Origin of the sequence: Streptosporangium sp. CA-115845 (assembly GCF_050943795.1) — a bacterium.
GTDB lineage: Bacteria > Actinomycetota > Actinomycetes > Streptosporangiales > Streptosporangiaceae > Streptosporangium.
On the sequence record NZ_CP191988.1, the window covers coordinates 1,961,594 to 1,982,146 of the forward strand.

Annotated in this window: 17 protein-coding genes; 11 read left to right on the plus strand and 6 right to left on the minus strand. The window is 68.6% G+C overall.

The genetic code is table 11. The features are described 5' to 3' along the window. The first annotated feature begins 140 nt into the window (after positions 1-140). From ACQP0P_RS11285 to ACQP0P_RS11300, 4 genes are read left to right on the plus strand one after another with little or no spacing between them, the layout of a single operon-like run. The gene (locus ACQP0P_RS11285; RefSeq protein WP_433374561.1) at positions 141-1,265 is read left to right on the plus strand and encodes a polyamine ABC transporter substrate-binding protein; all 1,125 of its coding nucleotides are present in this window, start codon (positions 141-143) and stop codon (positions 1,263-1,265) included. After that, positions 1,262-2,143, plus strand: a complete 882-nt coding sequence (locus ACQP0P_RS11290; RefSeq protein WP_433374564.1) for an ABC transporter permease — start codon at positions 1,262-1,264, stop codon at positions 2,141-2,143. The genes ACQP0P_RS11285 and ACQP0P_RS11290 overlap by 4 nt, the downstream gene beginning before the upstream one ends. Continuing rightward, positions 2,136-2,909, plus strand: a complete 774-nt coding sequence (locus tag ACQP0P_RS11295; RefSeq protein WP_433374567.1) for an ABC transporter permease — start codon at positions 2,136-2,138, stop codon at positions 2,907-2,909. The genes ACQP0P_RS11290 and ACQP0P_RS11295 overlap by 8 nt, the downstream gene beginning before the upstream one ends. Then, complete coding sequence (locus ACQP0P_RS11300) at positions 2,909-3,940, plus strand: ABC transporter ATP-binding protein (protein WP_433374570.1); 1,032 nt, start codon at positions 2,909-2,911, stop codon at positions 3,938-3,940. The genes ACQP0P_RS11295 and ACQP0P_RS11300 overlap by 1 nt, the downstream gene beginning before the upstream one ends. Here the strand turns inward: ACQP0P_RS11300 and ACQP0P_RS11305 are convergent. Next, positions 3,934-4,542 carry a TetR/AcrR family transcriptional regulator gene (locus ACQP0P_RS11305; RefSeq protein WP_433374573.1) on the minus strand — a complete coding sequence of 203 codons (609 nt, stop codon included), beginning with the start codon at positions 4,540-4,542 and terminating at the stop codon, positions 3,934-3,936. The two genes, ACQP0P_RS11300 and ACQP0P_RS11305, sit on opposite strands and share 7 nt — an antisense overlap. A 125-nt stretch (positions 4,543-4,667) precedes the next feature. Here ACQP0P_RS11305 and ACQP0P_RS11310 point away from each other — a divergent pair, with 125 nt between their 5' ends. The 6 genes from ACQP0P_RS11310 (at position 4,668) to ACQP0P_RS11335 (ending at position 11,805) form a co-directional block, all read left to right on the plus strand. Continuing rightward, positions 4,668-5,939 carry a glycosyltransferase gene (locus ACQP0P_RS11310; protein ID WP_433374576.1) on the plus strand — a complete coding sequence of 424 codons (1,272 nt, stop codon included), beginning with the start codon at positions 4,668-4,670 and terminating at the stop codon, positions 5,937-5,939. A gap of 34 nt (positions 5,940-5,973) precedes the next feature. Continuing rightward, the gene (locus tag ACQP0P_RS11315; RefSeq protein ID WP_433374579.1) at positions 5,974-7,380 is read left to right on the plus strand and encodes an aminobutyraldehyde dehydrogenase; all 1,407 of its coding nucleotides are present in this window, start codon (positions 5,974-5,976) and stop codon (positions 7,378-7,380) included. 197 nt (positions 7,381-7,577) lie between these two features. Continuing rightward, complete coding sequence (locus ACQP0P_RS11320; RefSeq protein ID WP_433374582.1) at positions 7,578-10,427, plus strand: sensor histidine kinase; 2,850 nt, start codon at positions 7,578-7,580, stop codon at positions 10,425-10,427. A 62-nt stretch (positions 10,428-10,489) separates the two neighbouring features. Next, complete coding sequence (locus ACQP0P_RS11325; protein WP_433381812.1) at positions 10,490-10,846, plus strand: roadblock/LC7 domain-containing protein; 357 nt, start codon at positions 10,490-10,492, stop codon at positions 10,844-10,846. A gap of 10 nt (positions 10,847-10,856) precedes the next feature. After that, positions 10,857-11,258 (plus strand): DUF742 domain-containing protein, encoded by a 402-nt coding sequence (locus tag ACQP0P_RS11330; RefSeq protein ID WP_433374585.1) that lies wholly within the window; start codon positions 10,857-10,859, stop codon positions 11,256-11,258. A 7-nt stretch (positions 11,259-11,265) separates the two neighbouring features. Next, positions 11,266-11,805: a GTP-binding protein gene (locus ACQP0P_RS11335; RefSeq protein WP_433374588.1), complete on the plus strand. Its 540-nt coding sequence runs from the start codon at positions 11,266-11,268 to the stop codon at positions 11,803-11,805. A 557-nt stretch (positions 11,806-12,362) separates the two neighbouring features. Here ACQP0P_RS11335 and ACQP0P_RS11340 read toward each other — a convergent pair. The 5 genes from ACQP0P_RS11340 to ACQP0P_RS11360 all read right to left on the minus strand — a co-directional run bounded on the left by ACQP0P_RS11340 (position 12,363) and on the right by ACQP0P_RS11360 (position 16,833). Continuing rightward, positions 12,363-13,367 carry a methyltransferase gene (locus ACQP0P_RS11340; RefSeq protein WP_433374590.1) on the minus strand — a complete coding sequence of 335 codons (1,005 nt, stop codon included), beginning with the start codon at positions 13,365-13,367 and terminating at the stop codon, positions 12,363-12,365. Between the two features lie 108 nt (positions 13,368-13,475). Further along, entirely contained in the window at positions 13,476-14,258 is a 783-nt protein-coding gene (locus ACQP0P_RS11345; protein WP_433374593.1) for an ABC transporter ATP-binding protein, read from the minus strand. A 9-nt stretch (positions 14,259-14,267) separates the two neighbouring features. Then, positions 14,268-15,059, minus strand: a complete 792-nt coding sequence (locus ACQP0P_RS11350; protein ID WP_350923983.1) for an ABC transporter permease — start codon at positions 15,057-15,059, stop codon at positions 14,268-14,270. Then, positions 15,059-15,847, minus strand: coding sequence for an ABC transporter permease (locus tag ACQP0P_RS11355; RefSeq protein WP_433374596.1), 789 nt, complete (start codon positions 15,845-15,847; stop codon positions 15,059-15,061). The genes ACQP0P_RS11350 and ACQP0P_RS11355 overlap by 1 nt, the downstream gene beginning before the upstream one ends. After that, positions 15,844-16,833 (minus strand): ABC transporter substrate-binding protein, encoded by a 990-nt coding sequence (locus tag ACQP0P_RS11360; RefSeq protein WP_433374598.1) that lies wholly within the window; start codon positions 16,831-16,833, stop codon positions 15,844-15,846. Before ACQP0P_RS11360 ends, ACQP0P_RS11355 begins: the two co-directional genes overlap by 4 nt. Positions 16,834-17,510: 677 nt before the next feature. Between ACQP0P_RS11360 and ACQP0P_RS11365 the strand changes: the two genes are divergently transcribed. Then, positions 17,511-20,516 carry a nitrate- and nitrite sensing domain-containing protein gene (locus ACQP0P_RS11365; protein WP_433374600.1) on the plus strand — a complete coding sequence of 1,002 codons (3,006 nt, stop codon included), beginning with the start codon at positions 17,511-17,513 and terminating at the stop codon, positions 20,514-20,516. The last annotated feature ends 37 nt before the right edge of the window (positions 20,517-20,553 follow it).

Sequence of the window (20,553 nt, forward strand, 5' to 3'; positions counted from 1 at the left end):
ACGGACCCAACTTTCCAGGGATGATGTCGTGGGAAGTCTTGCTCAAGATAATGTTGACTGCAACACTCCTGCTTTGGTCTGCCGTGTCCCCCAACGGCCGGTCTACCCCACTTACACTGAATTCTGAAGGAGTAGCGGCCGTGTCCCGCACCCGGTACCCCCGTAATCTTCCGGCTGCCGCCCTGGCCGTCGGCCTCGCGCTCGCAGTCTCGGCATGTGGCGGGGAGGCCGCGGACACCGCCGCGCCCGCTGCCGGTGCCTCATCGGCGCAGCTCAACCCGAACGCCGACCTTTCCAAGCAGAGCATCACCATCTCCGTCTGGAAGGGCTACACCCCCGACGCACTGGCCGCCGAGGTCAAGGAGAAGCTCAAGACCGACCTCAAGGTCACGTTCCACGACACCAACGAAGTGATCGTGGCGAAGCTCACCAGCGGCGCCGACACCGGGCTCGACGTTGCCTTCGTCTCCGGTCAGTACGCCCAGGCGCTCAACGAGGCCGGCCTGCTGGAGCCGCTCCACCCCGAGCTCATCCCGAACCTCGCGAACCTCTACCCCGAGGCCAAGGAGCTCTCCTACGACAAGGGCAACGTCTTCTCGGTCCCCTACACCTGGGGCACCACCGGCATCTGCTACCGCACCGACCTGGTGAAGACCGCTCCGACCAGCTGGAACGACATCCTCAACCCGCCGGCCGAAGCGGTGAAGAAGGTCACCATGATGACCACCGAGCGCTGGCTGGCCCTGCCCGCCATCAAGGCACTCGGCTACTCGGTCAACACCAAGAGCGACGAGGAGCTCGCCAAGGTCAAGGAGGAGCTGCTGAAGGCCAAGCCCAAGCTGCTCGCCTACGACGACACCACCTTCGGCGACAAGCTCAAGAGCGGCGAGGCCGTGATGGTCGAGGCGTGGGACGGCTGGTGCCCGACCACCGAGAAGAACATCAAGTTCGTGGTGCCCAAGGAGGGCAGCGACCTGTGGGTGGACACCATGGTCGTGCTGAAGTCCTCCAAGAACAAGGAGGCGGCACACGCCTTCATCAACTACATCCTGGACCCGAAGGTGCACGGCTGGGCCGCGGAGAACATCCTCTACAAGGTCCCGAACAAGGCCGCGATGGACGCGATGAACCCCGAGCTCAAGGCCGCCAACGCCCCGCTGCAGATGAGCCCGTCCGACCTGCTCAAGGGTGAGTCGATCATCGACCTGGGTGAGGACTCGGCCAAGTTCACCAGGCTCGCGGCCGAGGTCTCGGCCCAGCAGTGACGCGCTCCACCACCTCCGGCGCGTCCGTGCGAGCACGGGCGCGCCGATCGCGTGCCCTGGGAAGGCTCGTCTTCCTGGGGCCCGGACTGACATACCTGATCGTCCTGCTGGTGATCCCGCTGGCGCTGCTCATCAGCTTCACGGTGTTTCGCAGGGGCCGCTTCGGTGGCGTGGTCTACGAGGCGACGGGGGAGAACTTCACCCGCCTGCTCGACCCCCTCTATCTCGACGTGCTGATCGGCTCGCTGAAGCTGGCCGCGATCGCCACGCTGATCGCCCTGCTGGTCGGCTACCCGACGGCCTACCTGATCGCCCAGCTGCCGTCGAAGTGGAAGACGATCGCGCTGGTCGCGGTCGTGCTGCCGTTCTGGACCAACTTCCTGGTGCGGATCTACGCCTGGATCATCCTGCTGAGCGGTCCCGGGCTGGTCAACAGCACCCTGATGGACCTGGGACTGATCGACAAGCCGCTGGAGCTGCTCTACAACCAGGGCACCATCGTCACCGGCCTGGTGTACTCGTACCTGCCGCTGATGATCCTGCCGCTGTACGCGGCGATCGAGAAGCTGGACCCGCAGCTCCGCGAGGCGTCGGCCAACCTCGGCGCCGGGCCCGTCCGCACGTTCGCCTCGGTGACGCTGCCGCTGACCCTGCCGGGTGTGTTCACCGGTTGCCTGTTCGTGTTCGTCCCGAGCTTCGGCAACTTCATCATCCCCGAGCTGCTCGGCGGTGGCCGTTCCATCATGGTCGGCAACCTGATCAGGGACCAGTTCCTCAAGGCACGCGACTGGCCGTTCGGGTCCACCCTCGCACTGGCGCTCATCGCCGTGCTGATCGTCCTGCTGCTCGCGCAGGCATGGAGTGCCCGACGTGCGTAGACCCCGACTGCTGTACGTCCCCTTCTGGGCGACCTACGTCTTCCTCTACACGCCGATCGTCGTGCTCGTCGTGATGTCCTTCAACGCCGGCGAGTCCCCCTACGTCTACGAGGGCTTCAGCCTGAAGTGGTACGGCACGCTCGCCGAGAACGCCGACATTCGCCAGGGCCTGGTCAACACGTTGATCGTCGCGGTGGGCTCCACGGTGCTGGCCACGGTGCTCGGCACCCTGCTGGCCGTGGGCCTGGCCCGCCACACCAGGTCGCGGGCGCTCGACGCGCTCGGCGTGCTGCCGGCCGTCCTGCCCGACCTGGTGCTGGGCATCGGCCTGCTGGTGTTCTACGCCACGATCAAGTCGACCCTCGGGCTGCACTCGGTGCTGCTGGCCCACACGGTGTTCGGCATGGCGTTCGTGACCGCGGTGGTCCGCACCCGGCTCACCCACGCCGACACCTCCCTGGAGGAGGCGTCCAGGGACCTGGGGGCGACGCCGTTCACCACGTTCGTCCGGATCACGCTGCCGCAGCTGGCGCCGGGCATCCTGGCCGGCGCGCTGCTCGCGTTCACCCTCTCGATCGACGAGTTCGTCATCGCGTTCTTCACGGCGGCGCCCACCACGCCGACCCTGCCCATCGTCATCTACTCAATGGTCCGCTTCGGGGTCACCCCCGAGATCAACGCCCTGGCCACGCTGCTGCTGCTCGTGAGCTTCACCGCGGTGATCGTGACCCAGCGGATGACCCGACTGACGGAGTCACTGTCCTAATGCTGAAGATCACGGGTGTCAGCCGCCGGTTCGGTGACGTCACGGCGCTGTCGGACGTCTCCCTGGAGATCCGGCAGGGCGAGTTCTTCGCGTTGCTCGGCCCCAGCGGCTGCGGTAAGACGACACTCCTGCGGATCCTGGCGGGCTTCGAGTCGCCCGACGAGGGCACCGTCACGCTCGACGGCGACGACCTGCTCGGCCAGGCGGCCCACCGCCGCCCGGTCAACCTGATGTTCCAGTCGTACGCGCTCTTCCCGCACATGACCGTGGCCAAGAACGTCGCGTACGGCCTGGAGAGGGAGAAGCTGGGCAAGGCGGAGGTCCGCGGCCGGGTCGACGAGGTCCTGGAGAAGGTCGGGCTGGAGGCCATGGCCGGACGCAGGCCGCATCAGCTCTCCGGCGGCCAGCGGCAGCGGGTCGCGCTCGCCCGCGCGATCGTCAAGCGGCCGCGCCTGCTGCTGCTGGACGAGCCGCTGTCCGCGCTGGACAAGAAGGTGCGCGCGGAGATGCAGCTGGAGCTCAAGCGGCTCCAGAACGAGGTCGGCATCACCTTCGTCGTGGTCACCCACGACCAGGAGGAGGCCATGTCGCTGGCCGACCGGATCGCGGTCTTCAACGCCGGTGGGGTCGAGCAGGTGGACGCCCCGGTGGAGCTGTACGAGCACCCGCGCACGCCTTTCGTCGCCGGCTTCGTGGGGGCCAGCAACATCTTCGAGGGCAGGGCCTGCTCGGTCGGCCTGGCCGGCGAGGAACTCGGCGTCCTTCCCGGGACGTCGGACCTGCCCGACGGCACGCCCGCGTTGCTCTCGGTACGGCCGGAGCGGATCAGGCTGGACGACGAGGGCACGGGCGTGCTGAGCGGCGAGGTCGTCGACGTGAGCTTCTACGGCGGCGTCTCGCACGTGTCGGTACAGGTGAGCGGGCGCCGGCAGCCCGTGCTGGTGGCCACCCAGGGGGCCACCCAGGTCCAGACGGGTTCCGAGGTGGCGCTCACCTGGGCGGAGGGGGACGGAGTGCTGATCCCTCAATGAGACGAGTTGAGCGGGTGCTTCGTCGCGGCCCTGGCGTAGTCGAGGATGAGTTCCGCCGCCTCCTGCGGGCCGATCACCGGGTGGCGGGCCGTTATGCGATAGCCGTACGCATCCTCGAGCGCGACCAGGTTGCGGGCGATGAGCAGGGAGTCGCCCGACAGGGTGAAGGTCTCCAACGCGGCCCCGGTGTCCAGGATGCTCTGGTAGAGCGAGACCTGGCGGTCGTAGAGGGTGGTCAGCAGCAGGGCGTACATCCTGTTGCGGGGCGCGGCTCCGCCGAGCTCGTTGAGCAGCCGGACGTCCGGGTCGTCCGGGCCGTGCGGCAGCCCCGAGTGGACGGTCACGACAAGCTTCTCCGCGGGGTCGCGCATGCCTTTGATCCGCTTGAGTCGCTGCTCGTAGAAGCGCTCCATCCCGGCGTGGTGGGCGTCGACCAGCAGTTCGCTGAGCCGCGGGTAGTGGTACAGGACGGCCCCGGAGGTGAGCCCGGCCTCCTCCGCGACATGGTTGAGGTGCACTCCCTCGGTGCCATGCCGGATGATCGCCCGATGTGCGGCCGCGATGAGATCCAGGCGCCGGTCCGCCCGTCCCTTGCGCGTCATATTCCCCCGCTCGTTGAAAACCACGCTCTGTGCCGGGGTCCATAGTGACCGTTTTCTAGAATTTTTGCTAGCCGGGAATTCCACCATTCTTCAAAAGCCGCAACCTCTAGACGTAAGGGGGCGTGATGTCTCTCACGATCCTGTTCATGCCGGAGAGTGCCTACGGGCCGACGAACAACTGCATCGGCATCGGTGACATTCTTCGTAAGCGTGGGCATAGAGTCGTTTTCGCAGCTGAGGCCTCCTGGAAGGGGAAATTGGAGGCCCTCGGATTCGAGGAGGACCTGGTCGATCTCGCGCCTCCGGCCGAAGAGGAGCAGGACGCCGGGCAGTTCTGGAAGGACTTCATCAGGGACACCGCGCCGGAATACCGGAAGTCGACTCTGGAGCAGCTGGAGACGGTCACCAAGCCGATCTGGGAGGCGCTTATCGACGGCGCCAAGTACTGCGAGCCTCAGTTGAAGGAGATTATCGAGCGCGTCCAGCCGGACGTCATCGTCGAGGACAACGTCATCACCTTCCCGGCGCTGCTGACGGCGGGCAAGCCGTTCGTCCGGATCGTCTCCTGCAACCCGCTGGAGGTGCGCGGCGAGGGCGTCGCCCCGGTCTTCTCCGGGCTGCCCGCCGACGACCGGTCGCAGTGGGGTGCCTTCAACGCCGAGTACGACCGCACCCACCGCGAGATCTGGACCGCCTTCAACGAGTGGGTCGTCGAGCAGGGCGCCGACCCGCTGCCGGACCTGGACTTCATCCACGAGGGTGACCTCAACCTCTACGTCTTCCCCGAGACCGCGGACTACGTCGACGCCCGGCCGCTGGGCGACTCCTGGCACCGCCTGGACTCCTCGGTGCGCGAGACGGACGGCGGCTTCGAGCTCCCCGCGTCGCTGGCCGGGCGGGACGGCTCGCTGGTCTACTTCTCGCTGGGCTCGCTCGGCTCGGCGGACGTCTCGCTCATGCAGCGGGTCATCGACGTGCTGGCCACCACCCCGTACCGCTTCATCGTCTCGATGGGTCCGCTGCACGAGGAGATCAAGCTGGCCGCCAACATGTGGGGGGCCGAGTTCGTCCCGCAGACCAAGATCATTCCGATGGCCGACCTGGTCATCACGCACGGCGGCAACAACACCACCACCGAGGCGCTGCACTTCGGCAAGCCGATGATCCTGCTGCCCCTGTTCTGGGACCAGTACGACAACGCGCAGCGCGTCCACGAACTCGGCTACGGTGTGCGCCTGTCCACCTACACCTTCTCCGCCGAGGAGCTGACCGGCGCGCTGGACAGGCTCCTGGGCGACGGCGCGCTCCGCGAGCGCCTGGCAGCCGCGGGCGAGGAGGTCCGCGGGCGGGACGGCCTGCGCAGGGCGGCCGACCTGATCGAGCGGGCCGGCGCCTGACGGCTCTCCGCACCACCACGACGAGGGAAGTTCCATGGGTAAGTTGATCAATCCGGCGACCGGCGAGCTTCTGGGGGAGATCGCCGACACCCCGATCGAGGAGGTGGCCGCCGCCGTGCGGCGGGCCCGCGTGGCGTTCCAGGAATGGAGCGCCGCGACCCCGGCCGAGCGGGCCAGGGTGCTGCTGCGCTTCGCCGATCTCGTCGAGGCCGACGCCGAGGAGCTCACCCGGCTGGAGGTCGCCGAGACGGGCAAGCCCGCGGCGGTCTTCCGCGACGGTGAGCTGCCGTTCGCGGCGGACAACCTCCGCTTCTTCGCCGGGGCGGCCCGTTCGCTGGACGGCACCGGTGCGGGGGTGCTCAGCTCCGGCTACACCTCGGTGCTGGTGCGTCGTCCGGTGGGTGTCGTCGGATCGATCGCCCCGTGGAACTTCCCCCTGGTCATGGCGGTGTGGAAGATCGGCCCCGCGCTCGCCGCGGGGAACGCGGTGGTCATCAAGCCCGCACCGCAGACGCCGGGCACCACGCTGCGGATGGCCGAGCTGTTCGCCCGTGCCGGCGCGCCCGACGGCCTGCTCCAGGTGGTGCTGGGCGGCGCCGAGGTGGGCGAGGCCCTCGTCACCGACCCGGGCGTCGACATGGTGAGCGTCACGGGCTCCACCGCGACCGGCCGCGCGGTCATGCGCGGCGCCACGGGCTCCCTGAAGCGGGTCCACCTGGAGCTCGGCGGCAAGGCTCCGGCACTGGTCTTCGGTGACGCGGACCTGTCCGAGATGGCCAGGGGCGTCGCGATGGGCGCCACCTACAACACCGGCCAGGACTGCACGGCCGCGACTCGCGTCTACATCTCCCGGGAGGTGTACGACGAGGCGGTCGAGGCGCTGCACGCGACGCTGGCGCGGATCAGGGTGGGCGACCCCTGGGATCCGGCCACCGACATCGGCCCGCTGATCTCCGCGGGGCACCGCGACCGCGTGCACGGCTTCGTGGAGCGGTCCGTCGCCGCGGGCGCCTCCGTGCTCTGCGGTGGCGCCCCGCTCGAAGGGCCTGGATTCTACTACCCGCCCACGCTGATTTCCGGCGCGACCCAGGACTGTGAGATCGTTCAGGGTGAACTTTTCGGTCCGGTACTGGTCGCCCTCCCCTTCGACGGAGAGGACGAGGCGGTCCGGCTGGCCAACGACACCGTCTACGGGCTGGCCTCATCGGTCTGGTCCAGGGACGTGGCCAGGGCGCTGCGCGTGTCGCATCGGCTTGATGTGGGCGTGACCTGGGTGAACGACCATCTGCCCATCGCCTCTGAGGCGCCGCACGGCGGGGTCAAGGGGAGCGGCTTCGGCAAGGACATGAGTCAGGAGGCGGTTGGTGAATACTCCGTGACCCGCCACCTGATGATCAAGCACCAGGCTCCAGAGGTGAGGGATTCCTTCCGGCCGGCCTAAAAACTTTGTAGCCGTATGTCCTTTTTGTGGGGATTTATCGGCATTTACTCCATTCGAAGTGACATAAAGGATGTGCTCAAATTGCTTTCGCCGTTTCCAAATCCGGCGAGGGGTTACGTAGGCCAGTGATGACACAAGACCGCCGGAGCCACCGCGCGTCAGGGGTGGGCAGTCGACTCCTGCCGGCGAACTGGCGCGTGCGTCCCCGTCTGGTCGCGCTGATCCTGCTTCCGACCGCTGCGGCCGTCCTGCTCACCGGACTGCAGCTGACCACCGCCCTCGCCACGGCCGGTGAGTACCGCCGGATGACCGAGGTCGCCTCACTGGTCGAGTCGCTCGGCACGCTCGCCCACGAGATGGCCGAGGAGCGCGACCTCACCGCCTGGTACATCGCCGGCGCCTCTCGCTCCCGGCTCACCAAGGTCAGGGAACAGCGTGGGGTGGTCGACCGGAGCAGCAAGCAGACGCTGACCGCCATGGAGGGCCTCGACGAGTCGCAGGCGGTCCGTGTCCGTACCGAGGTCGCCCAGATCCGCCGCTGGCTCGACGGTCTCCCCGGCCTGCGCAGGCTGATGACCGACGGCAGCGTGCTGCCCCGGGCGGCCCTCGGCATGTACTCGCGGATGATCGCCGACTTCGTCACCCTCCACGACGACCTGGGCCGTGGCGGCGGCGACGAGCGCCTCATCGGTGACGCGCTCGCGCTGGGCGCGCTGACCCGGGCCAAGGAGCAGGTCGCCAGGCAGCGGGGCACCCTTCTGGTCAGCTTCCTGGACCGCAAGTTCGACTTCGACGACCCCGCCGACCTGCTGGGCGCGTACCGGAGCCAGCTGAGCGAGGAGAACGCCTTCCGGGCGACCGCCTCGGCCGCCGACATCAAGCGCTTCCGCGACGTGGTCAACGGCCCCAAGGTCGACCAGGCCGACTCCATGCGGGCCCTGGTCATGTCCCTCATGCGGGAGAACAAGCCGCTGGAGCGGATCGGCGGCGGCTGGCTCAGGAGCGCCGACACCTGGTACACCGCCTCCTCCGCGATCGTGGACAACATGCGGACCGTCGAGCGCGGCCTGTCGGCCGCGGTGGTCGCCCGCAGCCAGGAGATGGAGAGCGCCGAGCAGCGCAGCGCCGTGATCTCCGGTATCTCGCTCCTGGTCCTGCTGGTCCTGATTCTGCTCATCACCGCCTGGGTGGCCGGCACGCTCGTCCGGCCGCTGCGCAAGCTGCGCAGCGAGGCGCTTGAGGTGGCCGACACCCGGCTGCCCGAGACCGTCCGGGCGCTGCGGGAGTCCGGAGACCACGCTCCGAACATCGAGGTGCCCTCCATCGGGGTGGCCTCCCGCGACGAGATCGGGGAAGTGGCCAGGGCCTTCGACGAGGTCCACCGCGAGGCCATCCGGCTGGCGGGTGACGAGGCCCGGCTGCGAAGCAACATCAACGCGATGTTCGTCAACCTCTCCCGGCGCACCCAGTCGCTCGTGGAACGCCAGATCGACCTCATCGACGACCTGGAGCAGGGTGAGCAGGACGAGGACCGGCTCGGCAGCCTCTTCAAGCTGGACCACCTGGCCACCCGCATGCGCCGGAACTCCGAGAACCTCCTGGTCCTCGCCGGTCAGGAGCAGAGCCGCCGGTGGAGTGAGCCGGTTCCGCTCAGCGACGTCGTCCGCGCCTCGCTGTCGGAGGTCGAGAACTACGAGCGGGTGAACCTCCGGGTCGAGTCGGGTATCTCGATCATCGGCCAGGCTGTCAACGACATCGTCCACCTGGTCGCGGAGCTCGTCGAGAACGCGATCTTCTTCTCGCCGCAGGACACCAAGATCACGGTGACCAGCAACGCCAACGAGATGGGCGCCGTCATCCTGGCGGTCACCGACGCGGGCATCGGCATGAGCGACGAGGAACTGGCCGAGGCCAACCGCCGGTTGGCCGAGCCTCCCGCGGTGGACCTGTCGGTCTCCCGCCGGATGGGCCTGTTCGTGGTCGGCCGCCTGGCCATGCGCCACGGGATCAGGGTCCAGCTCAGGCGCCCGGAGGCCGGCGGCCTGAGCGCCGTCGTGCTCCTGCCGGTGCAGGTGGTGGCCCAGGGCACGGTAATGCCCGAGATGGCGATGGCCGGGGGCGGTATGCTGTCCGGTTCCTTCGGCGATCCCGCAAGCTCGTTCTCCTCGGTGAACCCCGACCCGTTCGGCTCCGTTCCGAACCCGGACCCGTTCGGGACCGGCACCGGGCGCGGTGGCCGACCGCCGGCCGGCCTCGGACAGCCTCCCCAGGTGCCGGCGCCGATGTCCGGAGATCTCTGGTCGGGGCCGGTGGTACCCGCCGCCGCGGTGGAGGACCTGTGGTCGTCACCGCTGGAGTCGACCCCGGCACCGTCGTTCCCCTCCGCCTGGCCCGAGACCTCCTCGTCCGATCTGTGGGCACCGCAGCGGCTGGAACCGGTGGAGAACACCCAGGCCCTTCCCGCGGTCGAGGTCTCGCCGACGGAACCGGAGTCCGAGGAGTTCCTGCCGATCTTCGCGGCGGTGGGGTCCGACTGGTTCCGCAGCAGCGCGTCCGGCGCACCCGAGCCGGAACAGGAGCAGGAGGCAGAGCCCGAGCCCGTCGCCGAGGCCAGGCCCCGGCTGCTGGAGCAGCGGGTCAGGCGAGGTCCGCAGGGACTGGAGACCCAGGACTTCCCGCAGATCTCGCACTCCGCGCCGCAGCCTCAGCAGCAGCCGCAGCAGGCACCGCCGCCCAGGCCGGCCGCGCCCGCGGCCGACAGGCAACCGTGGAGCACCCCCTCGGATCAGGGCTGGGCGGCCGCCGAGGTCGCCAAGAAGCCGGTGGAGGGCGGCGTGACCGGAGCGGGCCTTCCCAAGCGGGTGCCCAAGGCGAACCTCGTTCCCGGAGCCGCCTCGGCGGCACCGGCTGCGCCGGCCCCCTCGATGCCGCCGATATCGGCGGATCGGGTGCGCAGCCGCCTGTCCAGTTTCCAGCAAGGCGTACGGCAGGGACGCGCTGAGATGAGCGAGCGCGCCAAGGCCGTCGAGGGAGAGAACCAGCAGTGAACAACCAACTCAGCCAGGCCGCCCGCGGCTTCAACTGGCTGATCACCGAGTTCGTCAAGGAGATGCCCGGAGTGGCGCACGCGGTGATCGTCTCCGCGGATGGGCTCCCGCTGGCCTACTCCCAGGGATTTCCCAAGGACCGGGCGGACCAGCTCGCCGCGATCACGGCCGGTCTGATCAGCCTCACCCAGGGGGCCTCGCGAGTCTTCGAGGGTGGTCCCGTGGCACAGACAGTGATCGAGATGCAGCGGGGCCTCCTGCTGACCATGTCGATCAGTGATGGTTCCGCGCTGGCCGTACTGGCCTCGCCGGACTGTGACATGGGCCTGGTGGCCTACCAGATGACGCTGCTCTCAGAGCGTGCCGGGCAGGCGCTTACGCCTGCGCTACGGGCCGAACTGCAGTCGGTTCAGCGATAGGGGGGGTGATATGGAAGCACCAGGTTGGCGTGGGCCGGGGGAGGAACCCCAGCACACGTCTCAGGCCAAGAGCGGGCGAGACCGGTTGATTCGCCCGTACGCTGTGACCGGGGGCAGGACCGCCCCCCGGATGCAGCTAGCTCTCGAGGCACTGGTCTCCTCGGCGACGTTGGTGGGGGTGGACCCCGCCACGCTCTCCACGGAATATCAGGCGATCATTTCGCTGTCCCGGCAGGTGCGCTCGGTTGCCGAGCTCTCTGCCCTGTTGCGCATGCCACTTGGCGTGACCCGGGTACTGATCGCGGACATGGCGGCCGAGGACCTGGTGCAGATCCATCAGCCGTCGCTGGATGCGGGTAAGCCGGATCTCAATTTGCTTGAAAGGGTGCTCAGTGGGCTTCGCAGGCTCTGACGCCGGGATGACGTCGACGAAGATCGTCGTCGCCGGCGGGTTCGGTGTCGGCAAGACGACCTTTGTCGGCGCGGTCTCCGAGATCATGCCGCTGACCACGGAAGCGGTGATGACAGAGGCCAGCGCGGACGTCGACGACCTCTCGCACATCCCGACGAAGCGAACCACCACGGTCGCCATGGACTTCGGCCGGGTCTCGCTGGACCGCGACCTGATCCTGTACCTGTTCGGTACGCCGGGTCAGCACCGGTTCTGGTTCATGTGGGATGACCTCGTGAAAGGCGCGATCGGTGCGATCGTGCTCGTCGACACCCGGCGGCTGGCCGACAGCTTCCCGGCGATCGACTACTTCGAGGAGGCCGGACTACCGTTCGTCGTGGCCCTCAACGGGTTCGGCGGATCGCACGTCCACGGTGAGGAGGAGGTGCGGGAGGCTCTGACGATCGCCCCGCACATCCCCGTCGTCCGGACCGACGCCCGGTCCAGGGAGGCGGTGAAATCGACCTTGATCACCTTGGTCGAGCACGTCCTCACACTCAGGGTCTGATCTCCTGGCGCGGGTCTCGCCCCTTCGAAGGGGCGAGACCCGCCTCTCTTCCGCCCCCCTGTGACTCGGTGCGAGCTCCCGCGGAGCCGCCATCACTCGCCGCGGGTCGGCGGGGTCGACGTCCTGGTTCCGGAATCCCCGATCTGCACGCCTTTGCCGGCCGGCTCGTGCCCCGTCCTCGGGACCCGGGTGTCCCGCACCGGACAACGACGTCGGACGGCGGCCCATGGCGGCCCATGGCGGCCCATGGCGGCCCGCCACGCCGGGGACATCTCGTAAGGCCGGCTCCGGACCCTCTGATCCGGCCGGAGGCGACGGCCGATGAATCCCGGACCGCGGACGCGCCGGGGGCCGAGTGAATACGCGGCCTCACGGTCCGGTCTGCGGGCCACCCGCTGAGCTCAATCGCACGGTGACCATCGATTTCACGATGGTCGTTTCTTTTCCGTATGGAAAGTGGATGAAACAGCGGCGGCCGGTGACGTGAACCTCACGTCACCGGCCATCGCTGTTTCGCGAGCCCGACGCCGGCCTTTACGCCGGCCCTGTATCGGCCCTTAAATGGGCAGGGCCTCAACAATTGAGGCGCCGCCGGGCAGTTCCACCTGCCGGTTGAGCCGGAAACCGGACTTGCCCAGGAGTTCGGCGTACTCGGAGGTGCTGCGCTCCATGCCCTCGCCGAAAAGGGCGAGCATTCGCATGTCGATGTCCTTACTGATGTGCGACCTGTCGTCGTCCGGCACCACGGCCTCCACCAGGAGCACTCGGCCGTCGTCGGAGACGGCCTCCCTGACATTGCGCAGAATCCGCACCGAGTCCTCGTCGGACCAGTTGTGGATCACACTGCTCAGCAGGTAGGCGTCCGCCCCGGCGGGCACCGAGGCGAAGAAGTCACCGTCCGCGAATTTGCACCGGCCTTCAAGTCCGGCCTCGGCGAAGAACTCCCTGGCCGCGCTGACCACCTGTTCCTGGTCGAACAGCACCCCGTCCAGATCTGAGTGGGCCTTCAGCACGGCGGCCAGGATGTGCCCCTTGCCGCCGGCCACGTCCACCAGGGTTCGCACCCCGGAGAAGTCGTAGCGGGAGGCCACGGCGTTCGCGAACGGCTGGGCCCTGACCACCATGTAGTCGTTGAACAGCGCACCGGCCCCGGGGTTGGCCTTCAGGTAGCCGTAGAGGTGCCCGTGCCGCTCGACGAAGCCCGACCTGCCGGTGCGCACGGTCTGCGGGACCATGCCCATGCCGTACCAGAAGCCCTCCTCGACGATCATCCGTACGGCGGGGCGGAGCGAGCCGGGCACGTCGGTGCGGAGGGTGACACCCGCCTCGGTCAGCTCGTAGGTGCCGGGCGCCGCGGTGGCGACCATGCCCATGGCGGCGAGCTGGCGGAGCACCCTGCCGAGCGCGGAGGCGTCGGCGCCGCAGCGCAGTGCGAGCTCGTCAACGCTCAGGGCGCCGTCTCGCAGGTGGTCGGCGCAGCCCAGTTCGGCCATCGTGGCCAGAGCGGCGAAACGGGAGACACCGCCGATCGCATCCCATACCGGTGCCTGTGGGTCGCTCATGAAAATCCTCTCTCTGCGGTGTGCGGCCCTGAGGGGGACCACCGCCGGACTCGCGTGCCCGGGCGGGGAGCGGTTCGGGTTCCGGCAGGCGTTTTCGACGATCGGTCCTCAGGGGGTCGAGGCCGACGGGCTCCGCATGCCGCGCACCAGGCGGCCGACCTCGGCGCGCAGCTGCACGAAGTCGGGGTGCTCGCGGGTGGTGATCTGGTCGCGCGGTCCCGGCAGGTCCACGCGCAGGTCACCGACGATCCCGGCAGGGGCCTTGGACAGGACCACGACGCGGTCACCGACGTAGACGCTCTCGTCGATGTCGTGGGTGATCAGCACGATGGTCATGTTGTGCAGGTTGCGGACCCGCAGGGTCAGGTCTTCCAGGTCCTCGCGGGTCTGGGCGTCCACGGAGCCGAAGGGCTCGTCCATCAGCAACAGGGCCGGGCGGTAGGCCAGGGCGCGGGCGATGGACACCCGCTGCTGCATGCCTCCGGAAAGTTGCCACGGGTACTTGGCCGCGGCGCCGTCCAGGCCGACCTCCTCCAGCGCCTCCATCGCCGCCTGCCCGCGCTGCCGTTTGTCCATTCCCTTGCGGCGCAGCGGGAGCGAGACGTTGTCGACCACCGACATCCAGGGGAACAGGGAGCGGCTGTAGTCCTGGAAGACCACGGCCAGGTCGTCGGGGGTCTGCTCGACCTGGGCGCCGTTGAGCGTGACCTGGCCGCCGCTGGGCCGGAGCAGCCCCGCGATGGAGCGCAGCAGGGTGGACTTGCCGCATCCGGAGGGGCCGACGATGCACACCAGCTCACCCTGGGCGACCTCCAGGTCGATGCCACCCAGCGCGTTGTGGGCGGTCGGTCCGCTGCCGTAGGTGTGGGACAGATTCGTGATCTCAAGCACAGCAGGTCCTCAGGTCGTCTGCTTGGCGGAGCGGTGCCAGGACAGGACACGTCGCTCGGCCGCCAGAAACGCCGAGTTGAACACGTATCCCAGGACGCCGAGCACCACGATGGTTCCCCACACGCCGGAGAAGTCGTATGACCTCTGGGCGTCCAGAAGCTGGAAGCCGATCCCGTCGGTGCTGCCGACCAGTTCGGAGAGCACCATGAGGATCAGCGCCAGTGACAGGCTGACCCGGAGTCCGGCGAAGATCTTCGGCATGGCCGAGGGCAGGATGATCCGGAACAGCCGCTCACCGCCCGACAGCCCGAAGACCCTGGCGGTGTCCAGGTGCTGGCGGTCGACCTGCCGTGCCCCCTCGGAGGCGTTGATCAGGACCGGCCAGACGATGCCGAACGCGATGAAGCTGATCTGCATCCGGGGGCCGATGGAGAACAACGCCATGAAGAACGCCAGCAACATGGGCGGCGGGATGGCGCGGGCGAACTGGACCAGGGGGTCGATGAAGCGGAAGAGCAGCGGGGAACGGCCCAGGGCGACCCCGAGGACGATCCCGACGACCCCGGCCAGCACCCACCCGGCCAGCAGCCGGCCGATGCTCGCGGGGATGTTCGTCAGCGCCGCCTCGGTCAACCAGAGCCGCTCCGCGGGGCCGGTCAGCCACATCGTGTACATGCTGGTCGCGATCTGCGACGGCGGCGGGAAGCTCAGCATCTCGATGCCGCGGGTGAGCAACTCCCACAGCAGCAGCACGACGGGCACCGGCCACAGCCGGACCACGCCGCGCAGCAGGCCGTTCATCAGACCACCTCCGTACGGGCGGTGTGCCAGCGGAAGATCCGCCGTTCCGCGAGCACGAACAGGCCGTTGGTGATCACGCCGATGATCCCGGCCCAGATGGCGGCGGCGATGATGTACTCCGTCGCGTCCGCGCTGCCGCCGCTCTCCAGGACGTAACTGCCGATGCCCTGGGCGCCGCCGCCGAGCAGTTCCGCGCTGATCGCCACGATGAGCGCGATCGCCGACGCCAGCCGGACACCGGTGGCGATGAAGGGCGCCGTGCTCGGCAGGGAGACGCGCCACAGCACGGCCGACTTCCCGAACCCGAAGCTGCGGAGTGTCTCCTTGGCGAGCGGGTCGACGTCCTTGAGGCCGTACATCGTGTTGATCAGGACGGGCCAGGTCGCCGCGTAGACGATCAGGGTGACCTTCATGTCGAACCGGTCGGAGAACACGGCGAGCGCCAGCGGGATCAGCGCGATCGACGGGATCGGGCGCAGGAACTCAAGGATCGGCCGGAGCGCGTTCTCCACCCGGGGCAGGCCGCCGAGCAGGAACCCGGCGGGTACCGCGAGCGCGACCGTGAACAGCAGTCCAAGAGCCCAGGCGCCGAGGGTCGAGGCGACGTCGGAGAGGAACTCCCCGTCGGTCACGAGTGCGCCTGCTCGACCCAGCACCGTGGAGGCCAGTGGGAAGACGAGTGGATCGATCAATCCGGTCCGGCCCACGACCTCCAGAACGCAGAACAGCCCCGCGACGCCGAGGGCGCCGCAGAGCAGTCTGTTGTCGAGCGGGTTGCGGCGTGTCACCCGAGGTTTCCAGGAAGGAGGGTCTTGGCCTGGATCGCGCTCTTCAGGTAGCCCTGCTCGACCATCAGGTCGGCGACGCGCTGCAGGCGGGTCTCGTCAAGGCTGGTCGGGAAGGACCCGAGGGTGATGACGGCGGCGGTCGCGGCGTCGATCTTGGTGTAGGTCGGCAGGATCTCCTCGACGGCCTTGCGGTCGGTGGCGGAGATCTGCTGGGCCCTGGCGATCGCCCGCTGGAAGGCGGCGACGGTCTTGGGGTTCTCGGTGGCGAAGTTCTCCATGACGATCACGCCGGCGATGGGGAAGTCCGCCGTGGAGTCGACCATCGTGTCGGCGAGCTTCTGGGCGCCGAGGTTCTTCTGCACCGCGGTCAGGGCGGGCTCGGTCATCCAGGCCGCGTCGACGACCTTGCTGGCCAGCTGGGCACCCATCTCGGGGAAGGGGAACTCCATGAACTGCACGTCGTTCTCGGTGAGGCCGTGCGTCTTGAGCACCGAGGTGACCGCCAGGGTGCCGATGTTCTTGAGGCTGTTGACCGCGATCTTCTTGCCCTTGAGGTCGGCGGGCGTCTTGATCGAGGAGTCCTTGGGCACCATGAGGTTGAACGAGTTCGGAGCGGCCTGGTAGAGGTCCGAGATGATCTTCATCTTGTTGCCGGCAGCGACGGCGAGGAAGGCCGAGACGTAGTTCGTCTGGGTGGCGTCCAGGGATCCGCCGATGAGGGACTGCTGGGCCTGGGCTCCGCCGGGCACCGGCTCGATGGTGACGGTGAGCCCCTCCGCCTTGAAGAAGCCCCGCTTGTTGGCGATGTAGAGCGCGGCGGAGTCGGGGATCGGCAGCGCGCCGATCTTGATCTGGGTCTTCTCCAGGCCACCCGCGTTCGCGGCGGCGGCGGTGTCAGTGGACTTGTCGGAACCTCCGCAGGCGCTCAGCACCAGGGCGGCTGCGACTCCTGCGATGACGGCCCGGCTCGCAAGTGTGAACCTCATGGGTCTCCTTAGCTGCATTAGCTGCATTTGACCGCCCCTGCCGGAACTCGTGGTAACTCATCGGGCGACATGGAGGGGGTCCCGGGAGGCATGTTGGTCAAGGGGGGGTTTGCCGACCGCGGATCAGAGTAGCGGAGTAGATCAGTCAAATTACAAATATCACCCCTTTCGCCCCTGTTGTCCCGAAGCTACAAAGCGGGCATACGCCACCCAGTTGCCACATCCATAACAATCAACAGATAGATCTACTTAGCGGGCATAAGCGGAAATGTCAATGAATCTGTTTCGCAACTTTGGGGAAGTTTGTGGCTACAGGGCGGAGAGTCGTCGCCCGGTTACGGGTGCGGTGTGCCCGTTCGGTGGGAAATGTGAGTTATGTGCTGTTGGCCGAACTCATCCGGCTGTGCTCCAATAACCCCTACCCCATGGATGCGTCGGCGTCACCTGCACATCGTTGCGTGACGCGATCCCCTCCAAGCAGACGATCCGAGGAGAGGCAGCGGAGGCCAGTGAGGACAGCGTCAATCCCCAGCGAACGCGAATCCGGGCTGGCACCTGCCCTGGGATTCGACAGTCAGGGGGGGCAGCCGCAGAGCGGCCCGGGTCAGGGCCCAGACGGCTCCGGCTCCGAGAGGTCTGCGAGGAACGGCGGCAGGCTCGCGCTCAAGAACTGGCGGGTGAGGTCGCGACTGATCGCGCTCATCGTCATCCCCACGGCCGCCGCGATCGTGCTGGGCGGCCTGCGGGTCACCACCTCGATCAGCAGCGCCGCCGAGTACGAGCGCGTGCGCACCACCGCCGAACTCACCGCGGGCCTGAGCCACCTGGTCGACGAACTACAGCTTGAGCGGGACCTGTCGGCCCGGTACGTGGCACAGGGGCGGCTGAGCACCGGCAAGTCGAATCTACGCAAGCAGTACGAAAAAGTCGACGGCGTCGCCCGCGAGGTACGCACCCGCATCGACGGCGTCATCAACGACAGCGGCGTCGTCGAGGCGTTCAGCACCCGGAGCAGGGACGAGCTCACGCGGATCCTCGCCCGCATCGACGAGATCAAGAGCCTGCGTGACGCGGCGACGGCCACCCAGTTGCCGGCCCAGCCCACGATCCGCGTGTACTCCGCCACCATCGCGGACCTGCTCGCCCTGCACGACGAGATCATTCAGGGTGTCGCGGACCAGGAGATCACCAGCAGTGCGGCCGCGTTCGCCGCGCTGACCAGGGCCAAGGAACAGGCGTCCAGGGAGCGGGCGAACCTCGCCATCGCCCTCGCCGTCAGGGGGTTCAGCGCGGAAGGCCTGAACGCCATGCAGGCCGCCCGGGCGCAGTTCGACAGCGAGCTCGCGACCTTCCGCTCCGAGGCCTCGGTCGCCCAGCGTCAGCTCTACGACGACAAGGTCAGCAGCCAGAAGAAGGACCGCGCGGCGGCGCTGCGCGCCCGCGCCATCGTGCTGGCCCTCAACGGTCAGCCGCTGAGGAACGTCGACGTCTCCAGGGCCGGAGTCGGTGACCAGACGACCTGGTTCGACGCCTCCAGCGACATCGTCGAGCGCATGCGCACCGTGGAGGAGCAGGTCGCCGACACCCTCATCACGCAGAGCCGGGTCCTGCAGGAGTCGGAGCAGCGCGGAGCGCTGATCGCCGCCGGGCTGAGCGCGCTGCTGCTCATCCTCGTCCTGATCGTCACCGCGGTCATGGCGCGGTCGCTGGTCAGGCCGCTGCGCAGGCTCCGTACCGAGGCGCTGTCCATCGCCGGCCAGCGTCTCCCCGAGACCGTCCAGAGCATGCGTGAGAGCGGCGAGGTCTCGACCACCGACATCACCCCGATCGGTGTCGCCTCCGACGACGAGATCGGTGAGGTGGCCCGGGCCTTCGACGAGGTCCACCGCGAGGCCGTGCGGCTGGCGGGCCAGGAGGCCACGCTGCGGAGCAACGTCAACTCGATGTTCGTCAACCTCTCCCGGCGCAGCCAGACCCTGGTGGAGCGCCAGCTCTCCCTCATCGAGAGCCTGGAGCAGGGCGAGCAGGACGAGGACCGGCTCGGCAGCCTCTTCCGCCTCGACCACCTCGCCACCCGCATGCGCCGCAACTCGGAGAACCTCCTGGTCCTCGCCGGTCAGGAGCCCGCCCGCCGGTGGAGCCAGCCGGTCCCGCTCATCGACGTGGTCCGCGCCTCGCTGTCGGAGGTCGAGAACTACGAGCGGGTCGACCTGCAGCTGTCCGCGGGTGTGGCCGTGGCCGGAACCTCCGTCAACGACGTCGTCCACCTGATCGCGGAGCTCGTGGAGAACGCGATCTCCTTCTCCCCCCGGGAGACCAAGGTCATCGTCTCCAGCAATCGCATCGACGGCGGTGGCGTGATGGTCTCGGTGACCGACATCGGCATCGGCATGACCGCCGAGGAACTCACCCAGGCCAACTGGCGACTGGCCAACCCGCCGGTGGTGGACGTCTCGGTCTCCCGCCGGATGGGCCTGTTCGTGGTCGGCCGCCTTGCCCTGCGGCACGGTGTCCGAGTCCAGCTCAGGCAGCAGGACAGCGGCGGCCTGACCGCCATGGTCCTGCTCCCGGAGAACCTGCTCGCCGTCACCGCCCGCCCGGGAGGCGCGCCAGGTGCCATGTCGCAGGGCGGGGACTGGGCCGGGTCCATGCCCTCCATGGACCGCCCGCCCGTGCTGGCCAGCCCCCCGGCTCCCCAGATGCCGTCCTTCGCCTCGTTCGAGGCCGCCCACCAGAACTCGTTCGCCTCCTTCGACCTGGGGCAGCAGTTCAACTCCTTCGAGGCCTCGCAGCCTCCTTTCGGAGGCGGCCAGTTCGGGCAGGCACCCGTAGACACCCCGTGGCCGGGACAGCTTCCGCCGCCCGGCGCCACCCCCGGCTGGCCGGACGCCTCCCAGTCCGACCCCACCGCGTGGCATCAGGGCCAGGGCGGCCCGTCCAGAGGCGACGCCGGAACGTGGTCCGGGGGACCGAGCGCGCCCGCGCGCGGTGACGCCCCCGTCTGGCCCGGCGGGCAGAGCAGGGACAGTGGCTCCGACGTCTGGTCGAGCTCCTCGCTCCGCGGCGGCGACTCCGGAGGCTGGCCGTCCACCGGCAACTCCGGCCCGTTCGGGCGGCGCCCGTTCGACGCGGCGGACAACACCGGCCCGCTGCCGGTGATCCCCGACTCCTCGCCCATGGAAGAGGCGAAGGAGGAGTTCCTGCCGATCTTCGCGGCCGTCGAGTCCGACTGGTTCAAGAAGGTCGATCCGGTCCAGGCCGTCGAGGAACGGGACGAGGAGGTCGAACCGGCCCGGCCGGCCCAGGCCGTTCAGGAGACCGTCCAGCTCTCACAGCAGGCCGCCCCCACACAGGGGACCGGCTGGTCGTCACCCGCCGACGTGGGCTGGCAGGCGGCCAAGGCCGCCAGCGAGCCCTCACGCGGCGGGATCACCGGTTCAGGGCTGCCCAAGCGGGTGCCCAAGGCGAACCTGGTGCCCGGCACGGCCGCGCCTGACCTGGGCGCGGCTCCCCAAACTCCCGTGCTCCGGCCGACAGTCTCCCCGGAGGCGGTGCGCAGCAGGCTGGCCAGCTTCCAGCAGGGCGTACGGCAGGGCCGCGCGGCCGCCAGGGGCGGAGCCGCGGACGGACGGCCGTATCCCGACTTCGGCCGGGACGTTGAAGGAAACAAGGAGGACCGGTGAGCGAGCTCATCATGGTCGCCAAGGAGGATGACACGTG